The 21993-nt window shown below is 37.9% G+C and carries 12 protein-coding genes; all 12 read left to right on the top strand.

Going from position 1 to position 21993, the window contains the following annotated elements:
• Positions 1–9 precede the first annotated feature (9 nt).
• The 12 genes from VLZ86_RS08430 to ilvB all read left to right on the top strand — a co-directional run bounded on the left by VLZ86_RS08430 (position 10) and on the right by ilvB (position 21923).
• A complete protein-coding gene (locus VLZ86_RS08430) occupies positions 10–1209 on the top strand; it encodes a DUF2062 domain-containing protein (RefSeq protein WP_325450252.1) in 1200 nt (399 codons plus the stop codon).
• Complete coding sequence (locus tag VLZ86_RS08425; protein WP_325450250.1) at positions 1202–3649, top strand: MMPL family transporter; 2448 nt, start codon at positions 1202–1204, stop codon at positions 3647–3649. Before VLZ86_RS08430 ends, VLZ86_RS08425 begins: the two co-directional genes overlap by 8 nt.
• 124 nt (positions 3650–3773) lie before the next feature.
• The gene (locus VLZ86_RS08420) at positions 3774–4658 is read left to right on the top strand and encodes a cupin-like domain-containing protein (RefSeq protein WP_325450249.1); all 885 of its coding nucleotides are present in this window, start codon (positions 3774–3776) and stop codon (positions 4656–4658) included.
• The gene (locus VLZ86_RS08415; RefSeq protein WP_325450248.1) at positions 4651–6330 is read left to right on the top strand and encodes a C45 family peptidase; all 1680 of its coding nucleotides are present in this window, start codon (positions 4651–4653) and stop codon (positions 6328–6330) included. The genes VLZ86_RS08420 and VLZ86_RS08415 overlap by 8 nt, the downstream gene beginning before the upstream one ends.
• Positions 6327–7616 carry a phenylacetate--CoA ligase family protein gene (locus VLZ86_RS08410; protein ID WP_325450246.1) on the top strand — a complete coding sequence of 430 codons (1290 nt, stop codon included), beginning with the start codon at positions 6327–6329 and terminating at the stop codon, positions 7614–7616. The genes VLZ86_RS08415 and VLZ86_RS08410 overlap by 4 nt, the downstream gene beginning before the upstream one ends.
• A gap of 21 nt (positions 7617–7637) precedes the next feature.
• Complete coding sequence (locus tag VLZ86_RS08405; protein WP_414652546.1) at positions 7638–8480, top strand: alpha/beta hydrolase family protein; 843 nt, start codon at positions 7638–7640, stop codon at positions 8478–8480.
• Between the two features lie 137 nt (positions 8481–8617).
• Positions 8618–12301, top strand: coding sequence for a ShlB/FhaC/HecB family hemolysin secretion/activation protein (locus VLZ86_RS08400; protein WP_325450242.1), 3684 nt, complete (start codon positions 8618–8620; stop codon positions 12299–12301).
• Positions 12302–12327: 26 nt separating this feature from the next.
• Entirely contained in the window at positions 12328–14151 is a 1824-nt protein-coding gene (locus VLZ86_RS08395) for an SLC13 family permease (protein WP_325450240.1), read from the top strand.
• A 139-nt stretch (positions 14152–14290) separates the two neighbouring features.
• A complete protein-coding gene (locus VLZ86_RS08390; RefSeq protein WP_325450238.1) occupies positions 14291–16870 on the top strand; it encodes a phosphoenolpyruvate carboxylase in 2580 nt (859 codons plus the stop codon).
• A 623-nt stretch (positions 16871–17493) separates the two neighbouring features.
• Positions 17494–18393 carry a branched-chain amino acid transaminase gene (locus VLZ86_RS08385; RefSeq protein ID WP_325450236.1) on the top strand — a complete coding sequence of 300 codons (900 nt, stop codon included), beginning with the start codon at positions 17494–17496 and terminating at the stop codon, positions 18391–18393.
• Entirely contained in the window at positions 18390–20069 is a 1680-nt protein-coding gene (ilvD, locus tag VLZ86_RS08380; RefSeq protein ID WP_325450234.1) for a dihydroxy-acid dehydratase, read from the top strand. Before VLZ86_RS08385 ends, ilvD begins: the two co-directional genes overlap by 4 nt.
• Before the next feature lie 117 nt (positions 20070–20186).
• Positions 20187–21923, top strand: a complete 1737-nt coding sequence (ilvB, locus tag VLZ86_RS08375; protein WP_325450232.1) for a biosynthetic-type acetolactate synthase large subunit — start codon at positions 20187–20189, stop codon at positions 21921–21923.
• Positions 21924–21993: the final 70 nt, after the last annotated feature.

Raw genomic sequence — 21993 nt, 5'->3', positions numbered from 1 at the left:
CTCAAATTTATGACGCTCCCAGAAATCCAATCTCAAATAAAATCTTTACGGTGTTGTGTGGTCTTACCCACTTACAACAACGAGAAGACTTTGGAACGGGTTTTAATTGGCGTTTTACAATACACCACGGACGTCATTGTCGTCAATGATGGATCAACGGATAGCACACGAGAAATTTTATTAAATTATCCTCAAACAATCCAGTTACATCTCCCTCAAAACGTTGGAAAAGGAAATGCCTTGAAAACCGCATTTAAGCATGCTGTTAGTTTAGGTTTTGTTTATGCCATAACATTAGATACTGACGGTCAACATTTTCCATCAGATATTCCCAATTTTATTGAAGCGCTTGAGGCCTCTGAAAACAAAAACATTCTTATTATTGGGGATCGCAACATGAATACTGCAAATGTCTTAGCAAAAAGCGCTAAAGGCAACCGGGTGTCAACCTATTGGATGAAAGCTGCCACAGGACTGAAACTTCAAGATTCACAATCCGGTTTTCGCATGTATCCCATCAAGGAAATGGCCTCCATCAAATTTATGAAGGCCACTAAAAAATTTGAATTTGAAATTGAAGTCATCGTCAAATCCTATTGGGCAGGTATTGCTATTATACATGTGCCCATTAAAATACTTTATGACTTAGATGAACGGGTTTCACACTTCCGACCATTTATGGATATTTCGCGAATGGTCGTCCTTTATATTTGGTTTCTTCTTGTTAGACTCTTTTATATCACGCCTCGTAATTTTTTCAGAAAACTAAAAAAAAAAGGTCTAAAACGATTTTTTTTTGACGACTTTTTAAGAAACCAGGATTCTCCAAAAAAGAAAGCCTTATCCATCGCATTAGGCGTTTTTCTGGGCTTGTCGCCACTTTGGGGTTTTCATACCGTTATCGTCATTTTTTTAGCTATTTTACTCAAGCTCAATAAACTTATTGCTTTTGCTTTTTCAAATATCAGTTTCCCGCCATTTATCCCTTTTGTGCTTTTATCGAGCCTGCAAACTGGAAACTGGGTGTTGAGAATTGAATCCCATTACACTTTGGAAGGCATTCGAGAAAATTTTGATTTGATGTTACATTTGGAATCCTATCTTATTGGTAGCTTGGTCCTTTCCACATCCTCTGCCTTGGTATTTGGCCTCTTAGGCTATGTGTTTTTCTTAATAATTGACAGTAAAAAAGTGTTAACACATGGCTAATTTTTTCTATGCTTTATATAACCGTATCCAAAGGCAGAGAACGGTTTTTGGAATTGTTTTAATCCTGATTTTCGGAATTCTTATATGGGTCGCGTCCACCATTAAATTTGATGAAGACATCTCAAAACTAATTCCGAGCAATTTGGAAAACCAACAATTACAAAAAGTTTTAAAGACTGCTCAATTTGCCGATAAAATCATCGTACATATTGAAAAAGAAAAAAGTGGCATTACAGATGATTTAACGGACTATGCCACTCAGTTTTTAGATTCTCTTTCTACCCACTCCAAATCGTTTGTAAAAGACATTCAAGGTAAAATTGAAGACGAAACCATATTTGAAACCATGGATTTCGTGTACAACAATGTCCCTTTATTATTAAAAGCTGCCGATTATAAGAACATTTCTAAGAAGCTACATCCGGATTCCATTGCAAAAATCACAGAAAATAATTATAAAACCTTAATTTCTCCCTCAGGAATTGTTTCTAAAAAAACCCTCATTAAAGATCCGTTGGGGATCTCATTGATGGCTTTAAAACATTTACAGCAATTAGGTATTTCAGATGATTTCACTTTAAAAGAGGGGTTTTTGGTCAGCAAAGATGGGCTACATGTCCTTCTTTTTATTACGCCCACACATCCTAGCAATTACACCACGGAAAACGCCCAGTTCTCAGAGCAACTGTATCAGTTTCAAGAGAGCTTAAATAAAGTTTTTAAAGACAAAGCACAAAGTTCCTATTTTGGTGGAACGTTGATTGCAGTCGCCAACGCCCAACAAATCAAAAACGACATTCAGATTACCGTTACCATTGCCATGGTTTTACTGATGACACTTTTTATTGTGTTCTATAAAAAATTGACCATTCCTATTATTCTATTTGTGCCCACCCTTTTTGGCGGCCTCTTAGCCATCTCTGTTTTATCAGTAGTCCGATCTGAAATTTCTGCGATTTCATTGGGGATTGGGGCCGTACTTTTAGGAGTGACATTGGATTATTCTTTGCACATCCTGACCCATATCCGAAATAAAGAAACAGCAAAAGAGCTTTTTGACAGCGTCTCAAAACCAATCTTAATGAGCAGTTTAACAACAGCATTGGCATTTTTATGTCTTTTGTTTGTCGATTCTCCAGCACTTCAAGATTTAGGCGTTTTTGCTGCCATCAGTGTTATGGGTGCGTCTGTTTTTGCTTTGGTGTTTATTCCTCAGGTTTATAAAGGAACTTCTACTAAGGATACGAAACGTTCTATAGTTGACAAAATAGCTTCTTACGACTTTCACAAAAACAAAATCTTTATCGGAAGTATTGCCGTCCTTCTCATAATAAGTGCCTTTAGCTACCAACGCGTGACATTTAACCAAGATATTTCCAATCTAAATTTTCAACCGGAAGCCATAAAATCCGCGGAAGCGAAATTGGACACACTCATCAATATTTCATCTAAATCATTGTACGTCATCACTTTTGGAACGAACGAACAAAAGGTTCTGGAAACCAACGATGAAATTTTCAATCAACTTCAAAATCTAGAGAAAGAAAATCAAATCATAAGTTATAATTCTGTTGGCGCTTTGGTAGGGTCGGACAAAAAACAACAAGCATCCATCAAAGTTTGGGATCACTTTTGGACTGCAGACTTAAAAACCCAAATCCAATCTCAATTAATTGAAACCGGAAGTCAATTCGGTTTTAAGCCCTCTACGTTCAAAGAATTCTACACACTTTTAGATCACGACTTTCAACCGTTATCAATTGATGATTATAGAAAAATTAATGTGATTCCGATTTCCGATTTTATTGCCAAGGAGGATAATTTTATGACCATAAGCTCAGTAGTTAATGTAGAAAACAATCATATTGAGAAAATTAAAAACAGGTTCATGAATTTTAATAACACCCTAGTTATTGACCGACAGGCCATCAATGAAACGCTATTGGGCCATCTTAAAAACGATTTTAATAAGTTGTTGGTATATTGTGTTATTGTAGTTGTTTTATTGTTGCTCGTGTTTTATCAAAACATCAAATTAACCTTGGTTACGGTCATACCCATTATCATTACATGGTTTGTAACCATAGGTATTATGGGTCTTTTTCATTTAGAATTCAATATTTTCAACATTATCATTTCCAGCTTTATTTTTGGATTGGGTGTTGATTATAGTATTTTTATGACCAACGGGATGCTCTCAGGAAAATCATCCATGACCACTCATAAAACCTCAATCATTCTGTCCGTTTTAACCACGATCTTGGGGGTTGGGGTATTGATTTTTGCAAAGCATCCAGCGTTACATTCTTTAGCAACCATTTCAATAATTGGAATTCTTGCAGCCATGTTTATTTCATTCGTAGTGCAGCCAATATTATATCGACAATTGATCTCGAAGAAATCACCTAAAATAAATTCTCCGGCAAAGGGCGCAGATTAATCCAGAATAACGCAGAAGGAATTAATGGAAAAGTTCAGCAAATATGAGCGGAATCTGCAGTAAAAATATCAGCCGGAAGAAATCCGAAAAACTTTAAGTAATTTGTCAAACAAAAGCCTTCAATATGGGAACCATCAAAACAACACCAATTACCAGAGTAAAATCCATCAGTAAGGAAGACTTTATTGAACATTATTTCAAGCCACAAAAGCCAGTTCTAATTGAGGATCTCACTAAAAACTGGCCCGCTTATGAAAAATGGAACCTGGATTATATACAAAGCTTAGCTGGAGATCAAATTGTCCCCTTATACAATAATGAGCCTACCAAAGGCCGTCAAAACTCAGTTGTTCCGGCTGAAAAAATGAAACTTTACGATTATATAGAAATCCTCAAAACCCAACCTACAGATTTGCGGATGTTCTTTTATAACGTGCTGCAAAAAATGCCGCAATTACTTAACGATTTCAGTTATCCTGATATCGGACTGCAGTTTTTTAAAAAATTACCCGTGATGTTCTTTGGAGGAAAAGGCTCCAAGGTCTTGGCTCATTATGATATGGACTTGGCAGATTTGGTCCATTTTCATTTTCATGGCCACAAACAGGTTACTCTTTTTGCTCCAGATCAAGCCAAACATCTTTATAAGGTGCCATTTACGGTGCATAATCTCGAAACAATTGATATGGACCATCCTGATTTTAAAAAATATCCAGCTTTACAATTGGCAGAAGGGATTTCTGTACAAATGAAACATGGCGATGCCCTGTACATGCCAAGTGGCTATTGGCATTATATTACCTATCTAGATGGCGGATTTTCCATCACTTTACGTGCGTTTCCAAGAAAAGTGGGCCGTTTGGCAAAACTCTTTTCAAATATTGTTTTTATGCGCACTTTTGAAAATGTCATGCGCCGTACTATCGGTCAAGGATGGGTAGATTACAAAGAAAACCAGATGGTGAAACGCATGAACAAAAATTACAAAAAAAAGTATCCAGATGCATAACAAGCATCACATAAGACATTTAATTTTTAGTAGCATATTCCTTTTAGCACTCAGTTCTTGTGGTATTAGAAAATCGCTTAATAGCCTCCCGGACATTAGTGGATATAACGCAAATATTCCTGAGCGTACAGCAATCAACGACTCCACTTTTTTTGTCGGAAATAATTTTCTGACCAAAAACAAACAAGGGCTTTGGGAACTTTATGTAGAAGGCGATCCGTTGGAACGCGGACTCATTGCAGGCCTATTATCTGAAGAGTTGATGTATAAACAAGAGGCTGTTTTTTTGAATAAAATAGAAAGTTTGGTCCCTTCGGAAGGACAGCAAAAATTCCTCAGAAAATTTTTGTCCTGGTACAACCGTAAAATGTACAAACATGTGCCCGAGGAATTTCAGTCGGAACTTTACGGGATTTCTCGCTATATGTCTGATGATTATGATGCCATTGCAACACCTTATCTGAGAGCTTTATATCTCCATGGTGCGCATGATATTGCCCATGCATTGCAAGACCTGGCATTGGTAGGCTGTACGTCTTTTGCGGCTTGGGATGGAAAAACGGAGGACGGCGGGCTTTTAATCGGTAGAAACTTTGACTTTTATGCTGGCGATGATTTTGCAGAAAACAAAGTGGTCTCGTTCATCAATCCACATAAAGGATACAAATTTATGTCCATTTCTTGGAGCGGGTTTATAGGCGTCGTTTCGGGCATGAATGAAAAAGGTTTGACGGTAACCATCAACGCAGGAAAATCTAAAATTCCTTGGATTGCAAAAACACCAATTTCCATCTTGACTCGGGAGATTTTACAATATGCCTGCACCATTGAGGAAGCCATTGCGATAGCTAAAAAACGAGAAGTTTTTGTTTCAGAAGCCATAATGGTGAGCAGTGCCAAAGACCGTAAGGCTGTTTTGATAGAAGTTTCACCCAAAGATTTTGGGGTTTACAATGTAAATAACTCAGATGAATTAATTTGTTCCAACCATTTCCAAAGTGATCCGTATAGAAAAGATCGTCGCAATAAAAAAACAATTCAAAATAGCCATTCGCAATACCGATATGATCGGATGGCCCAATTGCTTGATGAAAAAGAAAAACTTAATCCTGAGAAAGCGGTTTCAATATTAAGAAACACCAACGGATTAGACGATAAAGCTATTGGCTATGGGAATGAAAAAGCACTGAATCAACTTTTGGCACATCATGGCATTGTTTTCAAACCTGAAGAGTTGAAAGTTTGGGTTTCCGCTAATCCGTATCAATTGGGTGAGTTTGTAGCTTATGATTTGAATACAGTGTTTAGTGACCGACAAGGAAATCCATCGGCTGTGACGTTATCCAACCCAAAACTCAACATTCCAAAAGATCCATTTCTGACTACGGAAACCTATAGAAATTATGAAATGTATCGGGTTTTGGAAGCCAAAGTGGAACATGCCTTGAACCATAAAGAAAAGCTCGACGACAGCACACTTCAGAAATTATCACATTTAAATCCGAAGTATTGGAAAGCCTATTATCTTGCAGGACTTTATTTTTACAATCATAAAGATTATCATAAGGCGTTGAAAAATTTTGAAGTAGCTTCCGAAAAAGAAATAGCGACGCAGTTGGAAGCAGATAAAGTATCCAAATATCTTAAAAAATCTAAACGAAAAGCAAGATGATTCCTGAAATTGAAACGAAATCTACAGCAGAAATAAAAACCTTTCAGGAAGCAAAACTCAAAATTGCCCTGAACTATCTCTCAGAGAATTCTCCTTTTTATCAACGTCATTTTGAACAGCATCAAATCACAGTTGCAAAGATTCAAACCCTTGAGGATCTGACAGAGATTCCCGTGACCACAAAAGATGATATCCAACAATTCAATGACGATTTCATCTGCGTCCCAAAATCTAAAATCATTGATTATGTCACGACATCAGGAACTTTGGGTGATCCGGTGACCTTCGCCCTTACTGATGCCGATTTGGAGCGTTTGGCTTATAACGAGGCCATTTCTTTCGCCTGCGCAGGTGTCACGTCAAGTGATGTTTTACAATTAATGACCACAATTGACCGACGATTTATGGCCGGATTAGCCTACTTTTTAGGCGTCAGAAAGTTAGGTGCAGGAATTATCAGGGTTGGCGCGGGCATTCCAGAATTACAATGGGATTCCATTATAAAATTTAAACCCACCTACCTCATTGTTGTGCCTTCGTTTTTGTTGAAACTGATTAAATATGCCGAACAACATGATATCGATTTAAATGCTTCCGGAATAAAAGGTGCCATTTGTATTGGAGAGTCTTTCAGAAACGACGATTTCACCCTTAATACCTTAGGTGAAAAAATTACTGAGCATTGGCAAATTGATTTATTTTCAACCTATGCCTCCACTGAAATGAGCACCGCCTTTACCGAATGCGAAGCTCAACAAGGGGGGCACCTCCATCCTGAGCTCATCATTGCAGAGCTTTTGGATGATTATGATCAACCGGTAAAAGATGGGGAAATTGGCGAACTTACCATCACCACTTTAGGCATTGAAGCTATGCCGCTATTACGTTTTAAAACAGGTGATATGATGAAAGCCCATAACCAACCCTGTTCCTGCGGAAGAACGACGTTGCGCTTGGGACCAATTGCCGGTCGTAAAAAACAAATGATCAAATATAAGGGTACCACATTATATCCGCCAGCGATGCAAAATATTCTTAATAATTTCAATGCTTTGGAGTGTTTTGTTATAGAAATCAGCCATAATGCCATTGGAACGGATGAAATTTTGATCAGAATTGCATCAGATTCGCCTTCAGATGAATTATTGAATCAAATAAAAGATCATTTTCGAGCCAAATTACGGGTCACTCCCAAGATCGAATGGTCTGATAAGGAAGTGATCGATGCCTTAAGATTTCCTAAATTAAGTCGAAAACCCATTCTCGTCATTGATAAACGAAAATAATGGCCTATTTTTAACATGACCATGACACAAAAGAACAACATTTTAAAAAGACCGCATAAAAAGCCAATTCTTTGGGATGCCTTTTTCAACGCGACCAATACCCAAAAACCTTTAGTCATATTTTGTCATGGCTATAAAGGATTTAAAGATTGGGGCGCGTGGGATTTAGTGGCAGAAGCTTTTTCGGAAGCTAATTTATTTTTCGTGAAATTCAATTTTTCTCATAATGGCGGCACGATGGATCAGCCCATTGATTTTCCAGATTTAGAAGCTTTTGCAGATAACAACTATTCAAAGGAACTCGAGGATTTGGATGCGCTCATCAAATTTTTGCATTCTACATCCAATCCTTTTCAAGCTGAAATCAATCCTAACAAGCTTATTGTTATCGGCCATTCTCGGGGTGGTGGGATTGCGACCATAAAAGCATCAGAAGACCAAAGTATTACGCAGTTGATTACGTGGGCAAGTGTCAGCGATTTCGGAAGGAGAACGGCCACATCTGGGGAACTTGAACAATGGAAAAAAGACGGCGTAAAATACGTGCTGAACGGTAGGACCAAACAGGAAATGCCACATAATTATCAGTTTTATGAAGATTTCAAAGCAAACGAATCGCGCTTAAACATTGAAAAAGCCGTTAAAAACTTGAAAATTCCGCATCTTATTATCCATTCAAGAGAAGATCCTTCCGTAGCCTATAATGAAGCTGAAGAGTTGCATTCCTGGAATCCTAAAAGTATCTTATTTCCCATAGAAAATAGTGATCATGTCTTTGGGGCATCACATCCTTGGTTGAAAGACGATCTTCCAAAACCTTTAAAAACGGTGATCCAGAAAAGTATTGCTTTCATTAATACATAGATTTTATAGACAAACAATGCAGTTAAAGATATTTTGGAATGGGTACGCCCATGTTTGAAACATTTAATAATATGCACACATTACTGAATCATCAATGCATTTGGTAATGCTTTCTATTTAAGAATAATACAATTTCCATGAGAAGAAATATTTTGATATCCCTTTTGATTGTTACCCTTTCGGCTTGTGCCACTTATAAGCCACAATCTAAAATTTCCGAAAAAGAAAGGCCAACCTCAAAAGAGCCTGTGCATACGTTTTATGTTGTTGGTGGCTTAGGAACTACAGAAACTGACTCCAATCCTGAACTTCAAAATCTCCTAAAGTCCTATTTGGACAAGGCCAACAAGAAAAGCACCTTACTTTATACCGGCGATTACCTTCCAGAAAATCCCGACGAAAATGAGAGGGAAAGATATATAAAATCACAAATTAAAATCGCCAAGGATTTTAAAGGGAAAACCGTATTCATTCCCGGCAGTAATGAGTGGAGCAGCAACAATACCAAGGAAATAGAATGGGTTGAAGACTATTTAAAAGATAAGGAAATTAAAAATTTTGAAGTGCAACCCACAAATGTCTGTCCTTTAGAATATGTCGAAATCGATGAAACTCTAGATATTCTCTATGTCGATTCCAATTGGTTTGAAACGAATTGGGACCATGTTGAAGGTATGAACAAAAAGTGTCCAGACATCAATACCAAGCGCAGATTTAACGAAGAATTTGAAGGATATATCAAAGATTCCAGAGGAAAAAACTTATTGATTGTCATGCATCATCCCATATTTAGCAATGGTAAATATGCGGGAAACCGAACCTTTTTAGAAAGTATAACACCATTGCCAATTGTTGGTAATATTGTTAACGAAATTATAGATTTAGGAGGTTTCTCAAAACAAAGACTCAAATCCCATCGGTATAATTATATGCGTACCGTCATCAGTTCGTTGGTACAGGATAATGATCGGGTGACTATTGTTTCCGGACACGAACAAAGTTTACAATACTTGGCCAGTGATAACATTCGTCAAATTATAAGTGGTTCCTTAGGCAAACGTACGGGCACAAAAATATCAAAAGGCACCATTTCCAATATTGGGGGTTCTTTGGATTTTGAAGGTAAATTCACCTATGGAGAAAATGGCTTTGCCGTCATAAATTATTTTGAAGATGGTACTTCTGAAGTTAAATTTGTGACTGAGAAAGAAGCCTATGTTTTTGACCTCAATAGTAAATTTCCAGAAAAAATTGAAGAATATCCAATTCCGACATTTTCAGAACACACAAAAACACTGCCCATCACTACCGATAAAGATAAACTTGATAAATCCGGATTTTATAAATTTGTGTGGGGTGATCGATACCGTTCTTATTTAGGAACACCGGTTACGGCAAATATTGCCATCTTGGACACTTTATATGCAGGTTTAAAAATTACCAAACAAGGCGGTGGGCATCAGTCTTTTTCTGCACGTCTTGAAGATGCAAAAGGTAAGGAATATGCCATGAGAGGGCTGGAAAAGGATGCTTTAAAGTTCCTGCGGTTTAAAGTTCCTGGCATCGCCTACGTGGAAGAAGATTTCAAAGGCACATTTGCCGAAACGGTTGTTTATGACTTTTTTAGCACGAGCCATCCCTATATGCAATTGGTCATTGATCCGATAGCAAAATCGGCAGGTGTCAACCACGCTAACCCGCAGTTATACTATTTACCAAAGCAACCAGGGTTTAAGTTCCTGGGACCTAATTATGGCGATCAATTATATTTTATTGAGGAACGCCCAATGATGGAACAAAAAGATTACGAAGGCTACAATCGTGCAAATCCTGAAGAAAAAGGAGAAGCGGTCAACTTTGAAAGCACTACCGATGTTCTAGAAAAACTGAATAGAAGCGAAAAATATAGCATAGACCAACGTGCTTACATCCGCGCCCGATTATTTGATATGCTTATTGGCGATTGGGACCGTCATCAAGACCAATGGCGCTGGATACAATATGAGGTCAGTAAAGATGACACACGGTTTATTCCTATCCCTCGCGATCGGGATGCAGCATTTTCAAAATTTGATGGCGTTGCCATCCCAATTATCAAAATGATCATGCCTGATGTGAGGTTTTGGCAATCCTATGATACGGATATAAAGAATGTAAAATGGTTTAACGCTGAAGGCAATAATTTGGACATCGCATTTTTGAATAAACACGATGCTTCTGTTTGGGTGGAAGAGGCAAAAATAATCCAAGCGAATATCACTGATGAGGTTATCGACCAAGCTTTTAAACGATTGCCAACCGAAGTCCAAGATGAAGCTTCTGAAGATATTAAACGCAAACTCAAAGGCCGATTGAAAAACCTTGATGGTATTGCTCAGCGATATGGAGACAGAATGCAACAGGTTGTGGTCATCCATGGGACGCATAAAGATGATAAAATAGAAGTGACGCGTCTTCCACAGGGCAAAACCAAAGTTGTGCTCAAACGATTAAAAACAGATGCGCCTAACCCCATTTTCTTTGAACGCACGTTTGATAGAAAAGACACAAAAGAACTCTGGATTTATGGTTTAAATGATGACGATAAATTTGTAGTTTCGGGAGAAGGAGATCGTGAAATTATGGTGCGCTTGATTGGTGGTCATGGAGACGATGTCTTTGAGATCAGCAACCGTAAAAAACTGAAGGTATACGATTGGAAACATGAAGAAGCTGAGTTTACAGATAAAACTCCGTCAAAACAATTCACCCAACTTTATGAAACCAACACTTTTATTTACCGTGAATTTAAAGAGAATAGTAACGTATTTTTTCCAAATTTAGGATTTAAAACTGATGAAGGTGCATTCTTCGGATTGAAAGACACCTACACCAACCACGGTTTTAACGGTGAGGATTTTAGATATAAGCATACCCTATCGGCCAATTATTTTTTCAATTTTGGTGCCGTAGAAGCCAACTATTATGGCGTCTATGCTAACATTATTCCTAACTGGAATTTTGAAATGGTTGGGTATTATGCCAGTGCCCAATTTGCTAACAACTTTTTTGGCTATGGAAATGACACCACCTATGATGAAGATGCAGTAGGTAAGGATTTTAATAGGGCGCGCATAAAACAAATTAAATTAAGAAGTGGGATTGCTTACCGAAGCATCCATTTACATGCGCTATTTGAAAACTACAGTGTCGAAGATGACCCGGAGCGTTATTTTAATACAGATAATTTTGTAGACGATGTTTTTGAAACCCAAAATTATGTGGGAGCAGAAGCCGATGTGCTCTATGAAAATGCCGATGCCATGGACTTTCCCACCCGTGGACTTTATTTTAAAGCGGTTTTAGGCTACAAGAAAAATCTGAAATTAGATAATAATCAATTTGGTTACGCAGTTTTTAAACTCGGTTTTGATCGTAAATTGATTCCTTCTGGTGACTTAGTATTGGGCTCAAAAGCGGAAATTAGAACCAATTTTGGAGACGACTATTTATTTTATCATGCCCAGTCTGTAGGTGGCGACACCGGATTGCGCGGCTACAGAAATGATCGTTTTTCTGGTAAAACGTCATTTTATCAGAGTACCGATCTTAAATGGCGTTTAAAAGAATTCGTCACTGCAGTAACTCCAATCACCTTGGGTATATTTGGTGGTTTTGATTATGGCCGTGTTTGGGTGTCCGACGACATGTCAAACACGTGGCACAAATCTTATGGTGGCGGATTTTGGTTAGGTAGCTTAAATGCACTATCTGTAAATGCCGGTTATTTTGTATCTGATGAAGATGCCATCATACAAATAGGCCTCGGTTTTGGATTTTAATTAAATCAGTAAAAATATCGGTTGCCATGAGTTTTGAGATCATCCTTGTATTTATCATTCTGGGAGTAACAATTCTGCTCTTTGCAACCGAAGCAATGCCTATAGATAAGATTGCATTCCTTATCATTGTAGCGCTTGTTTTATCTGGTTTGAACTCTCCTGAAGAGGCTATCAGTGGGTTTTCCAGCTCCGCCACCATCACTATTTTGATGCTCATGATTTTGGCGATTGGTCTAGAGGATAATGGTGTTATTGATCTGTTAACCCAATCCATCAAAAAACTGAAAATTCTGCCAATGGTTTTGATGGTTCCGGCGTTCATGCTCATATCGGCATCCATCTCATCATTTATTAGTACCACGGCAGTGGTCGTTATTTTCATTAAGATTATTGCGCAACTTTCAGAGAAGTATAATTTCTCGGCTCCAAAATTGTTAATGCCCATTTCATTTGCCGGTATATTGGGAGGGAGCTGTACCTTAATGGGAACTTCCACAAATCTTTTGGTGAATTCCGTGGCTCAAAAATTAGGAGCAGAACAGTTTTCGTTTTTTGAATTTACGATATATGGTGTTATTTTATTGGCCGTTGGGATTGTGTTCATGACCTTTGCAAGCCGATGGTTGCCAAAATCCAATAACAATGATCTCACAGACACTTTCGTTGACAACACGTTTATGTTCACATTGACGGTAAAGCCGGAATCAAAACTTATTGGTACTGCAATTGCCGATGCTAAATTTTATAAAAATCCAGATATCCGTGTATTAAGGCTTATCCGTAATGATATTGTCAACAATGCCCCTGGTCCTAATACCACGCTAAGGGTGGATGATAAATTAGTCGTTTTAAGTGATGTCAAAGCCTACGCTTCCATCTCTAAAGATGATTTTAGGCTTACCTCTGAAAATGAATTGTATTTTCCGGAAGATATGGATGCGGATCTTGAAAACGAAAGCGGAAAAAGTCGATACAGCTTTGTGGAATTGTTGATTCTTCCAGGTTCTGAATTTATTGATAAATCGTTTTCCGAAATTAAAACCTTGCTCTTTAATGTAGCGAGGCCTTTAGGAATCCAAAACAGAAGACAATTTGAAAAGGGAATGCGTCTCAACCTTCCAAAAATCATAAAAAACACCAATTTACAAGCGGGAGATAAACTGCTCTTGAAGGCAAAAGAAGATGAAATCAAACATCTATATTCCATTGACAATACTATAGTACTAAGACACCATGAAGAAGATTATAAAATCAATCCGTACAAAAGAGCCATAAGCCTCTTGGCCTTGGTAATGGTTGTTGGGTTGGCAGCAAGTGGAGTACTGACCATCTTATCAAGTGCATTGGCTGGCGTTGCGTTGCTTCTTATAACAGACTGTATCAATTTATCCAAGATTTATAAAAAGGTAAACTGGCAAATCATTTTTTTATTGGCGGGAATGATTCCGTTGGGAATAGCAATGAACAACTCCAAGACCGACATTTGGATATCAGAGGTTCTATTGGACCTGCTTACGGGACAGAACAATATTATAATTTTAGGCGTACTTTTCTCGATTACGATGGTCATGAGCGGTTTTATATCCAACAACGCCACTGCGGTCATCATAACACCAATAGCTATAACTCTTGCTGCTGGCTTAGATTTACCCGCCAAACCATTCATTCTTGCGGTTATGTTTGCCGCCAATTTTAGTTTCTTTACACCTATGGGCTACCAAACCAACACCTTAATTTACGGAACTGGAGCCTATAAGTTTAGGCATTTCTTGATCATAGGAGGATTATTGTCCATTATTTTAATAGTTGTGGGTACGCTTCTATTATCCACAATGCTTAACGGCCACTAATTTCAACATTTTAGTATCTTTATATTGCGATATCCTAAAACTAGGCCTCTATAATATCGTTATTCGGTAAAAATTTCAAATATATCCACGTTTTACACTTAGCTTTATTAATTTTAGAGGTTTAAATCAATTCAAACAAATGTCAAAACAACCAAAATTAACGCGTTTTAATCAAAGTGTTTTATCAAAATATCAAATTTACAATGGTATTTTCATGACCTTGCCCTTTGATGCCGTCACGAAAACCGGTGTTTTATTGCCATTGTTTCATGAGACCTGCCGAAAAGGCTTTAGTGAAGGGATGGACCCTACCACTATTGTCAATTCATTTTTTGAAAAATACCAAGCCAGACGCAATCCAGAAAGCCAAATCAACTTACTGTTTCGTTTTATCCAATATATTGAGCGTCAAGTCGTGTTGTTTGATGCCATAGAGGACGCGGCATTCCCGATAGTCAATAATATGGATGGGATTGGGACCTTAAGGAGTTTGAAAGAAAGCGTGACAGCAGAAAACAAAATGGAATTGCTCCGTAAATATCTGAAGGAATTTAAAGTCCGTATTGTACTGACCGCCCACCCTACTCAATTTTACCCAGGTTCCGTTTTAGGTATTATTACAGATTTGACCGAAGCTATTAAGGAAAATGATTTGCTTCGTATTAACGATTTACTCGCACAATTAGGGAAAACACCATTTTTTAAACATGAAAAACCAACGCCTTATGATGAAGCCGTCAGCTTAATATGGTATTTGGAGAATGTTTTTTATAAATCCTTTGGGGACATTTTCGACTATATCCAACAGAATATATTTGACGGAAAGACAATTGACAATAACATCATCAATATTGGTTTTTGGCCTGGTGGTGATCGCGATGGAAACCCTTTTGTGACGCCTGAAATCACTCTCAAAGTGGCAGAGCGTTTAAAAGAAACCATTATTAAAAATTATTATCGCGATGTTAGAAGACTGAAAAGAAAACTCACCTTTAGAGGAATTGAGGAGAGAATGTCGCAACTTGAGAAGGAATTGTACGAATTAATGATTGGCAATCCTTCTGAATTAAATTTAGAAGATTTAAAGGCAGAATTAAATTCAGTAAAGGACATTATTATTGATGAGCACCAATCTTTGTATGTTTCTGAAATCAACAGTTTACTCAATAAAATCCATCTTTTCGGATATCATTTTTCAACTTTGGATATCCGTCAGGACAGCCGTGCCCACGAAAAAGTATTTATTGATTTAGTCAAAACCCTGTTAAAAAATGGCAGTACTATTTTTCCGAAAAACTATTTCGAACTTTCACCATCTGAACAAGTGGAAGTGCTCTCAAAGGTTAAAGGGCAAATTGACTTCTCTTTGATAAAAGATGACGAAACATTGAAAACCCTACAAATCATTGAAGCTATTAAAACCATTCAGGAAAAGAATGGCGAACAGGCTTGCAACAGATATATCATCAGTAATAATCAAAGCACGCTCCATGTGATGCAATTGTTTGCGATGTTAAAGCTCGTTGCCTTTCAAGATCAAATGACCGTTGATATCGGTCCTCTTTTTGAAACCATTACCGATTTGGAAAATGCTCATTTGGTCATGGAAGAGCTTTATACAAATTCGGCATACAGTGCACATTTAAAATCAAGAAATAACAAACAGACCATCATGCTTGGGTTTAGTGATGGTACCAAAGACGGTGGCTATTTGATGGCCAATTGGGCTATTTATAAAGCGAAAGAACGCCTCACTGAAATTTCACGTAAGTATGATGTGACCGTTATTTTCTTTGATGGCCGTGGTGGTCCCCCTGCTCGTGGCGGTGGAAAAACACATAATTTTTATGCCTCTTTAGGACCTACTATTGAAGACAAAGAAGTACAATTGACCATTCAAGGACAGACTATTAGTTCTAATTTTGGCACTTTAGATTCGTCACAATATAATTTGGAACAGTTAATAAGTGCTGGTATTCATAATAGCCTAAGTGATTCTGATTTACGTATGGTGCCTGAGAATAGGGAAGTCATGGGCAACCTGGCCACCTTGAGTTATAAAGCGTACGCCGATTTTAAGGCACATCCAAAATTCATTTCTTATTTAGAGAATATGAGTACCTTAAAATACTATTCCAAAACCAATATTGGAAGTAGGCCAACAAAACGCGGCAAATCTGAAGGTCTTGTTTTTGAAGACTTAAGAGCCATTCCGTTTGTTGGATCTTGGAGCCAACTTAAACAAAACGTCCCAGGATTCTTTGGGGTTGGAACCGCTTTAAAACATTATGAAGATGCCAATGAATTTGAGAAAGTACAACATCTATTTAAGACTTCAAGTTTTTTCAAAACATTGATTGAGAACAGCATGATGTCCTTGTCAAAATCCTTCTTTGATCTGACCAAATACATGTCCGACGATCCTGAATATGGTCCTTTTTGGAACATCATCCATGACGAATACGTCATCACTAAGCGTTTGATCCTTAAATTGACTGGCTTTACTGAATTGATGCAGGAAGAACCTTCTGGTAAAGCGTCCATTAGCATACGGGAATCCATTGTGTTGCCCCTTTTGACCATCCAGCAATATGCCTTAAAGAAAATACAGGAATTGGAGAAAGAATCCCCACGGGATGACGCACAAATAAAAGTGTATGAAAAGATTGTGATGCGTTCTTTGTTTGGAAATATTAATGCGAGCAGGAATTCGGCCTAAAGATTTGAGTTCTTACTTCGAAATTATTTCTTAAGAGAAGTAATCGGGCAATTTTAACAACAAAGGTTTGTAAATTATTTATAATCAAGTCTTTGTTCTTGATTCTACAAGTGCTGTGGTCTTGATTCTTTATCAGACAACAATGAATTTAAAAAACATATTCAAACATTATTCACAAAAATATTAGGTTTTGAAATAATAATTTTTGATTTTTGAAAAATAAATGAACAGACAAAACTTAAATATTATTTCTATTATTAGCGTTGTGATTATTTCACAACGATGAGGAATGGTATCTAAAGTTTAAAAATAAAACGTAAAGCCTTCCTCATATTTGGAAGGCTTTTTTTGTACCCATGAATCAGATTATTGTCATTATTAGCGTGATTATTATTAACTCGAGTTAGTTGATACAGTATGCTATTTCCATAAAAGCCTGTATCAATTGAGATACAGGCTTTTTTAATTGAAAAGTTTAGCATTTGAACGTCATAAATAAACTATTCTAAAAAATTGAATATCAGAATTTTAGATGTTAAAGATAAACACTGAGTTTAGTCTCAAACTGCAAATTCGAAACCTTGAAACAATTCTATATTGTAATTTTAAAACTTTAAATGATTATGAACGCGTATTCCAACAACCAAACTATTATTTACCACAACGGTGAATATCTAAAGCCTGAAGCCGCCACGGGTAATTTATACAGCCAAACTTTACATTATGGCAATGGCGTTTTTGAAGGCATTAGATCTTACGAAACTCCTGAAGGCACCAAAATTTTCAAAGCTAAAGAACACTACGAGCGATTAAAATATGGCGCTGAGGTTATGGGGATTCCTTTCAACTATACTGTTGAAGAGCTTACAGCAATCACCTACGATCTTTTAAAAAGAAACAACCTTGCAGACGCCTATATCCGTCCTTTGATCAGTACAGGTGCCAATATGGGATTATATACTTCAAAGGAATCCATTTTGACCATGCAATGTTGGGAATGGGGGAAATTAATGGGCGATAAATTATTGCGTGTGATGACTTCTTCTTTTGAACGTCCAAATCCAAAATCCTGTTTTGTGGAAGCAAAAGTGACCGGGCATTATATCAACTCCATTTTATCCACCAATGAAGCCAAAGACGCAGGTTTTGATGAAGCGTTGTTATTGGATATGCATGGCAATGTGGCAGAATGTTCAGGGGCAAACATCTTTATGGAAAAAAACGGAAAGTTATATACGCCTAAAAAAGGGAGTATCATGGCAGGAATTACACGTTCTACCATCTTAGAAATTTGTCAAGAAGAAGGCATCCCGGTTGAAGAAAAGCATTTCAAATTGGAAGAATTGAAACAAGCAGACAGTTCATTTTTTACGGGAACGGCAGCAGAAGTTGTTGGACTCAAATCTTTAGATGATTACGAGTTTCCATTAAGATGGACAGATTCCTTAGGATTTAAATTAATGCAGTTGTACCAACAAGAAGTTTTAGGACAACGAAAAAACAAATTTTCAAAAGCACTATGAGTAATTTAAATAAATACAGTAAAACAGTCACTCAAGATCCAACTCAACCCGCAGCACAAGCCATGTTGCACGCTATTGGATTGACGACCGACGATTTTTTCAAACCCATGATTGGCATTGCCAGCACAGGTTATGAAGGGAATCCGTGTAATATGCACTTGAACGACTTGGCAAAATTGGTGAAAGAAGGCACAAAAAATGAAGATATCATTGGATTGATTTTCAATACGATTGGTGTGAGCGATGGCATTTCCATGGGAACTCCTGGGATGCGTTATTCCTTGCCTTCTCGTGACATTATTGCAGATTCCATGGAAACTGTGGTTCAAGCCATGAGTTATGACGGTTTGGTAACTGTGGTAGGTTGTGATAAAAATATGCCCGGCGCTCTAATGGCGATGATTCGTTTGAACCGTCCAAGTATTTTAGTGTATGGCGGTACCATCGATTCAGGTTGCCATAATGGAAAAAAATTGGATATCGTTTCCGCATTTGAAGCTTGGGGCAGTAAAGTTGCAGGCACCATGTCAGAAACTGAATACCAAACTATAGTTGAGAAAGCTTGCCCTGGCGCAGGCGCTTGCGGCGGCATGTACACTGCAAACACTATGGCTTCGGCTATTGAAGCCTTGGGAATGACTTTACCCTATAACTCTTCAAACCCTGCCCTGAGCAAAGACAAACAACAAGAATCTATTAAGGCGGGTGAAACCATGCGACTCTTATTGGAAAAAGACATCAAACCTTCAGACATCATCACCAGAAAATCTCTGGAGAATGCTGTAAGGTTAGTGACTATTCTTGGGGGATCTACCAATGCAGTACTCCATTTTTTAGCTATTGCAAGAGCGGCACAAATAGATTTTACACTTAAGGATTTTCAAAATATCAGTGATAATACGCCATTTTTAGCCGATTTAAAACCAAGCGGAAAATATCTGATGGAAGATGTACACGCTGTTGGCGGAATACCTGCAGTTTTAAAATATCTTCTTAAAAAAGGAATGCTCCATGGCGATTGTATGACGGTTACTGGAAAAACAATGGCAGAAAACCTTTTGGATGTAGACGATTTAAAAGAAGGTCAAGACGTGATCATGCCTATAGAAAAACCGATAAAAATTTCTGGCCATTTACGCATGCTCTATGGCAATTTAGCTACAGAAGGAAGTGTGGCTAAAATAACCGGAAAGGAAGGCCTACGTTTTGTAGGAAAAGCTAAAGTATTTGAAGGAGAATATGCCGCCAATGATGGCATTAGAGATGGAAAAGTAGAAAAAGGCGATGTTGTCGTTATTCGTTATGAGGGTCCAAAAGGTGGCCCAGGAATGCCCGAAATGTTAAAACCAACTGCCGCCATTATTGGCGCAGGATTAGGTCAAGATGTGGCATTGATTACAGACGGTCGTTTTTCAGGAGGTACCCATGGTTTTGTGGTAGGACATATCACTCCTGAAGCTCAAGAAGGCGGCGCGATTGCCTTGGTTAAAGATGGTGATACTATTACCATTAATGCCGAAACCAATACCATTACTTTAGAAGTATCAGAAGAAGAACTTCAAGACAGACGTTCAAAATGGCAAGCGCCTGCATTAAAATTTGAGCGAGGCGTTCTATATAAATATGCAAGAACAGTTTCATCGGCATCCAAAGGATGTGTAACGGATGAATTCTAAAATTCCTGCGAAGGCAGGAATCTTTGATTTAAGAAGCCCTAAATAGAAATTAAAAGACTATTGGAGATTCCTCCCGACAGCTATCGGGATCAAAAGGAATAAAAAATATTTTTCAATATGAAAGACACACAAACATTAAATAAAGAAGAAAAAACCACCACTACCACAATGCGAATCTCAGGTAGTGAAGCGATCATCAGATGTTTGATTGCTGAAGGTGTGGACATTCTTTATGGATATCCAGGTGGTGCAATTATGCCTGTATACGATGAACTTTATAAGTTTAGAGATCAAATTCACCATGTTCTCACCCGTCATGAACAAGGCGCTACCCATGCTGCCCAAGGTTATGCACGTATTTCAGGAAAAGTTGGGGTGGCGATAGCTACATCTGGACCTGGTGCTACAAACCTGATCACTGGTATTGCTGATGCACAAATAGATTCGACGCCTATGGTATGTATTACTGGCCAAGTGGCTTCACATTTATTGGGAAGTGATGCCTTTCAGGAAACGGATATTATTGGTATTTCTACCCCGGTAACAAAATGGAATCATCAAATCAGCAAAGCCTCCCAAATTCCTGAAGTGATTGCCAAAGCATTTTATCTTGCCAGAAGTGGACGTCCAGGACCAGTATTGATTGATATTACTAAGGATGCCCAATTTGAAGAGTTTGATTTTTCCTATGAAAAATGCAAAGGCGTCAGAAGTTATAATCCGGTCCCAAAAACTGATATTGACGATGTGAAGGCGGCAGCGCTTTTAATAAATTCCGCTAAGAAACCATTTATCGTTTGGGGACAAGGCGTTATTTTAAGTGAAGCCGAAAAAGAATTGATCGCCGTTATTGAAAAAGCAGGCATCCCAGCGGCATGGACTATTCTTGGTGCTTCTGCAGTCCCAACAGCGCATCCATTAAATGTTGGGATGGTAGGCATGCACGGCAATTATGCACCCAATGTGTTGACTAATGAATGCGATGTTTTAATTGCAATTGGCATGCGTTTTGACGATCGTGTTACGGGAAAACTGGAGTCTTATGCCACCCAAGCTAAAATTATTCACTTTGAAATTGATCCTTCTGAAATTGATAAAAACGTAAAAACCGACGTGTCAGTTTTGGGCGATGCCAAAGAAAGTCTATCCCAATTATTGCCATTACTCAAACCAAATTCGCATACCGAATGGCATCAACAATTTAAAGATTTGTACACCATAGAATACGAAAAAGTCATAAAAGATGACCTCCATCCTACAAAAGAAGGTTTGACCATGGGCGAAGTGCTCAAGGAAATCAACATTCAAACCAAGGGAAATGCTGCTATTGTAACCGACGTTGGCCAACACCAAATGATCGCATGTCGATATGCAGAGTTTACGACTACCAGAAGTAATATCACTTCTGGCGGATTGGGAACAATGGGATTTGCACTTCCTGCCGCCATTGGGGCGAAAATGTCAGCACCAGAGCGCGATGTGGTAGCAATTATTGGCGATGGTGGTTACCAAATGACCATTCAAGAATTAGGCACTATTTTTCAACAAAAAGTACCCGTGAAAATTGTTGTTTTAAACAATGAGTTCTTAGGAATGGTTCGCCAGTGGCAACAGTTGTTTTTCGAAAAACGATATGCTTCCACCGAAATGACCAATCCAGATTTTGTCGCTATTGCAAAAGGATATTATATCGAGGCGCAAAAAGTAACCAAAAGAGAAGATTTAAAAAAGGCCGTTGCTGAAATGATGGCTTGTGAAGGACCCTACTTTCTAGAAGTACGCGTAGAAAAAGAAGGCAACGTATTTCCAATGATACCAACGGGTGCAAGCGTTTCAGACATCCGTTTGGAATAAGGGGAAAGTATGAAGCATGGAGGATTAAGACATCATAATAGATAAATAAAGAATACAGAAAATAGAGTAT

The organism is Gelidibacter sp., assembly GCF_035515035.1.
Lineage (GTDB): Bacteria > Bacteroidota > Bacteroidia > Flavobacteriales > Flavobacteriaceae > Gelidibacter.
The sequence above is the reverse complement of the archived record's forward strand: the minus strand, read 5'-3'. Positions and strand labels throughout refer to the sequence as shown.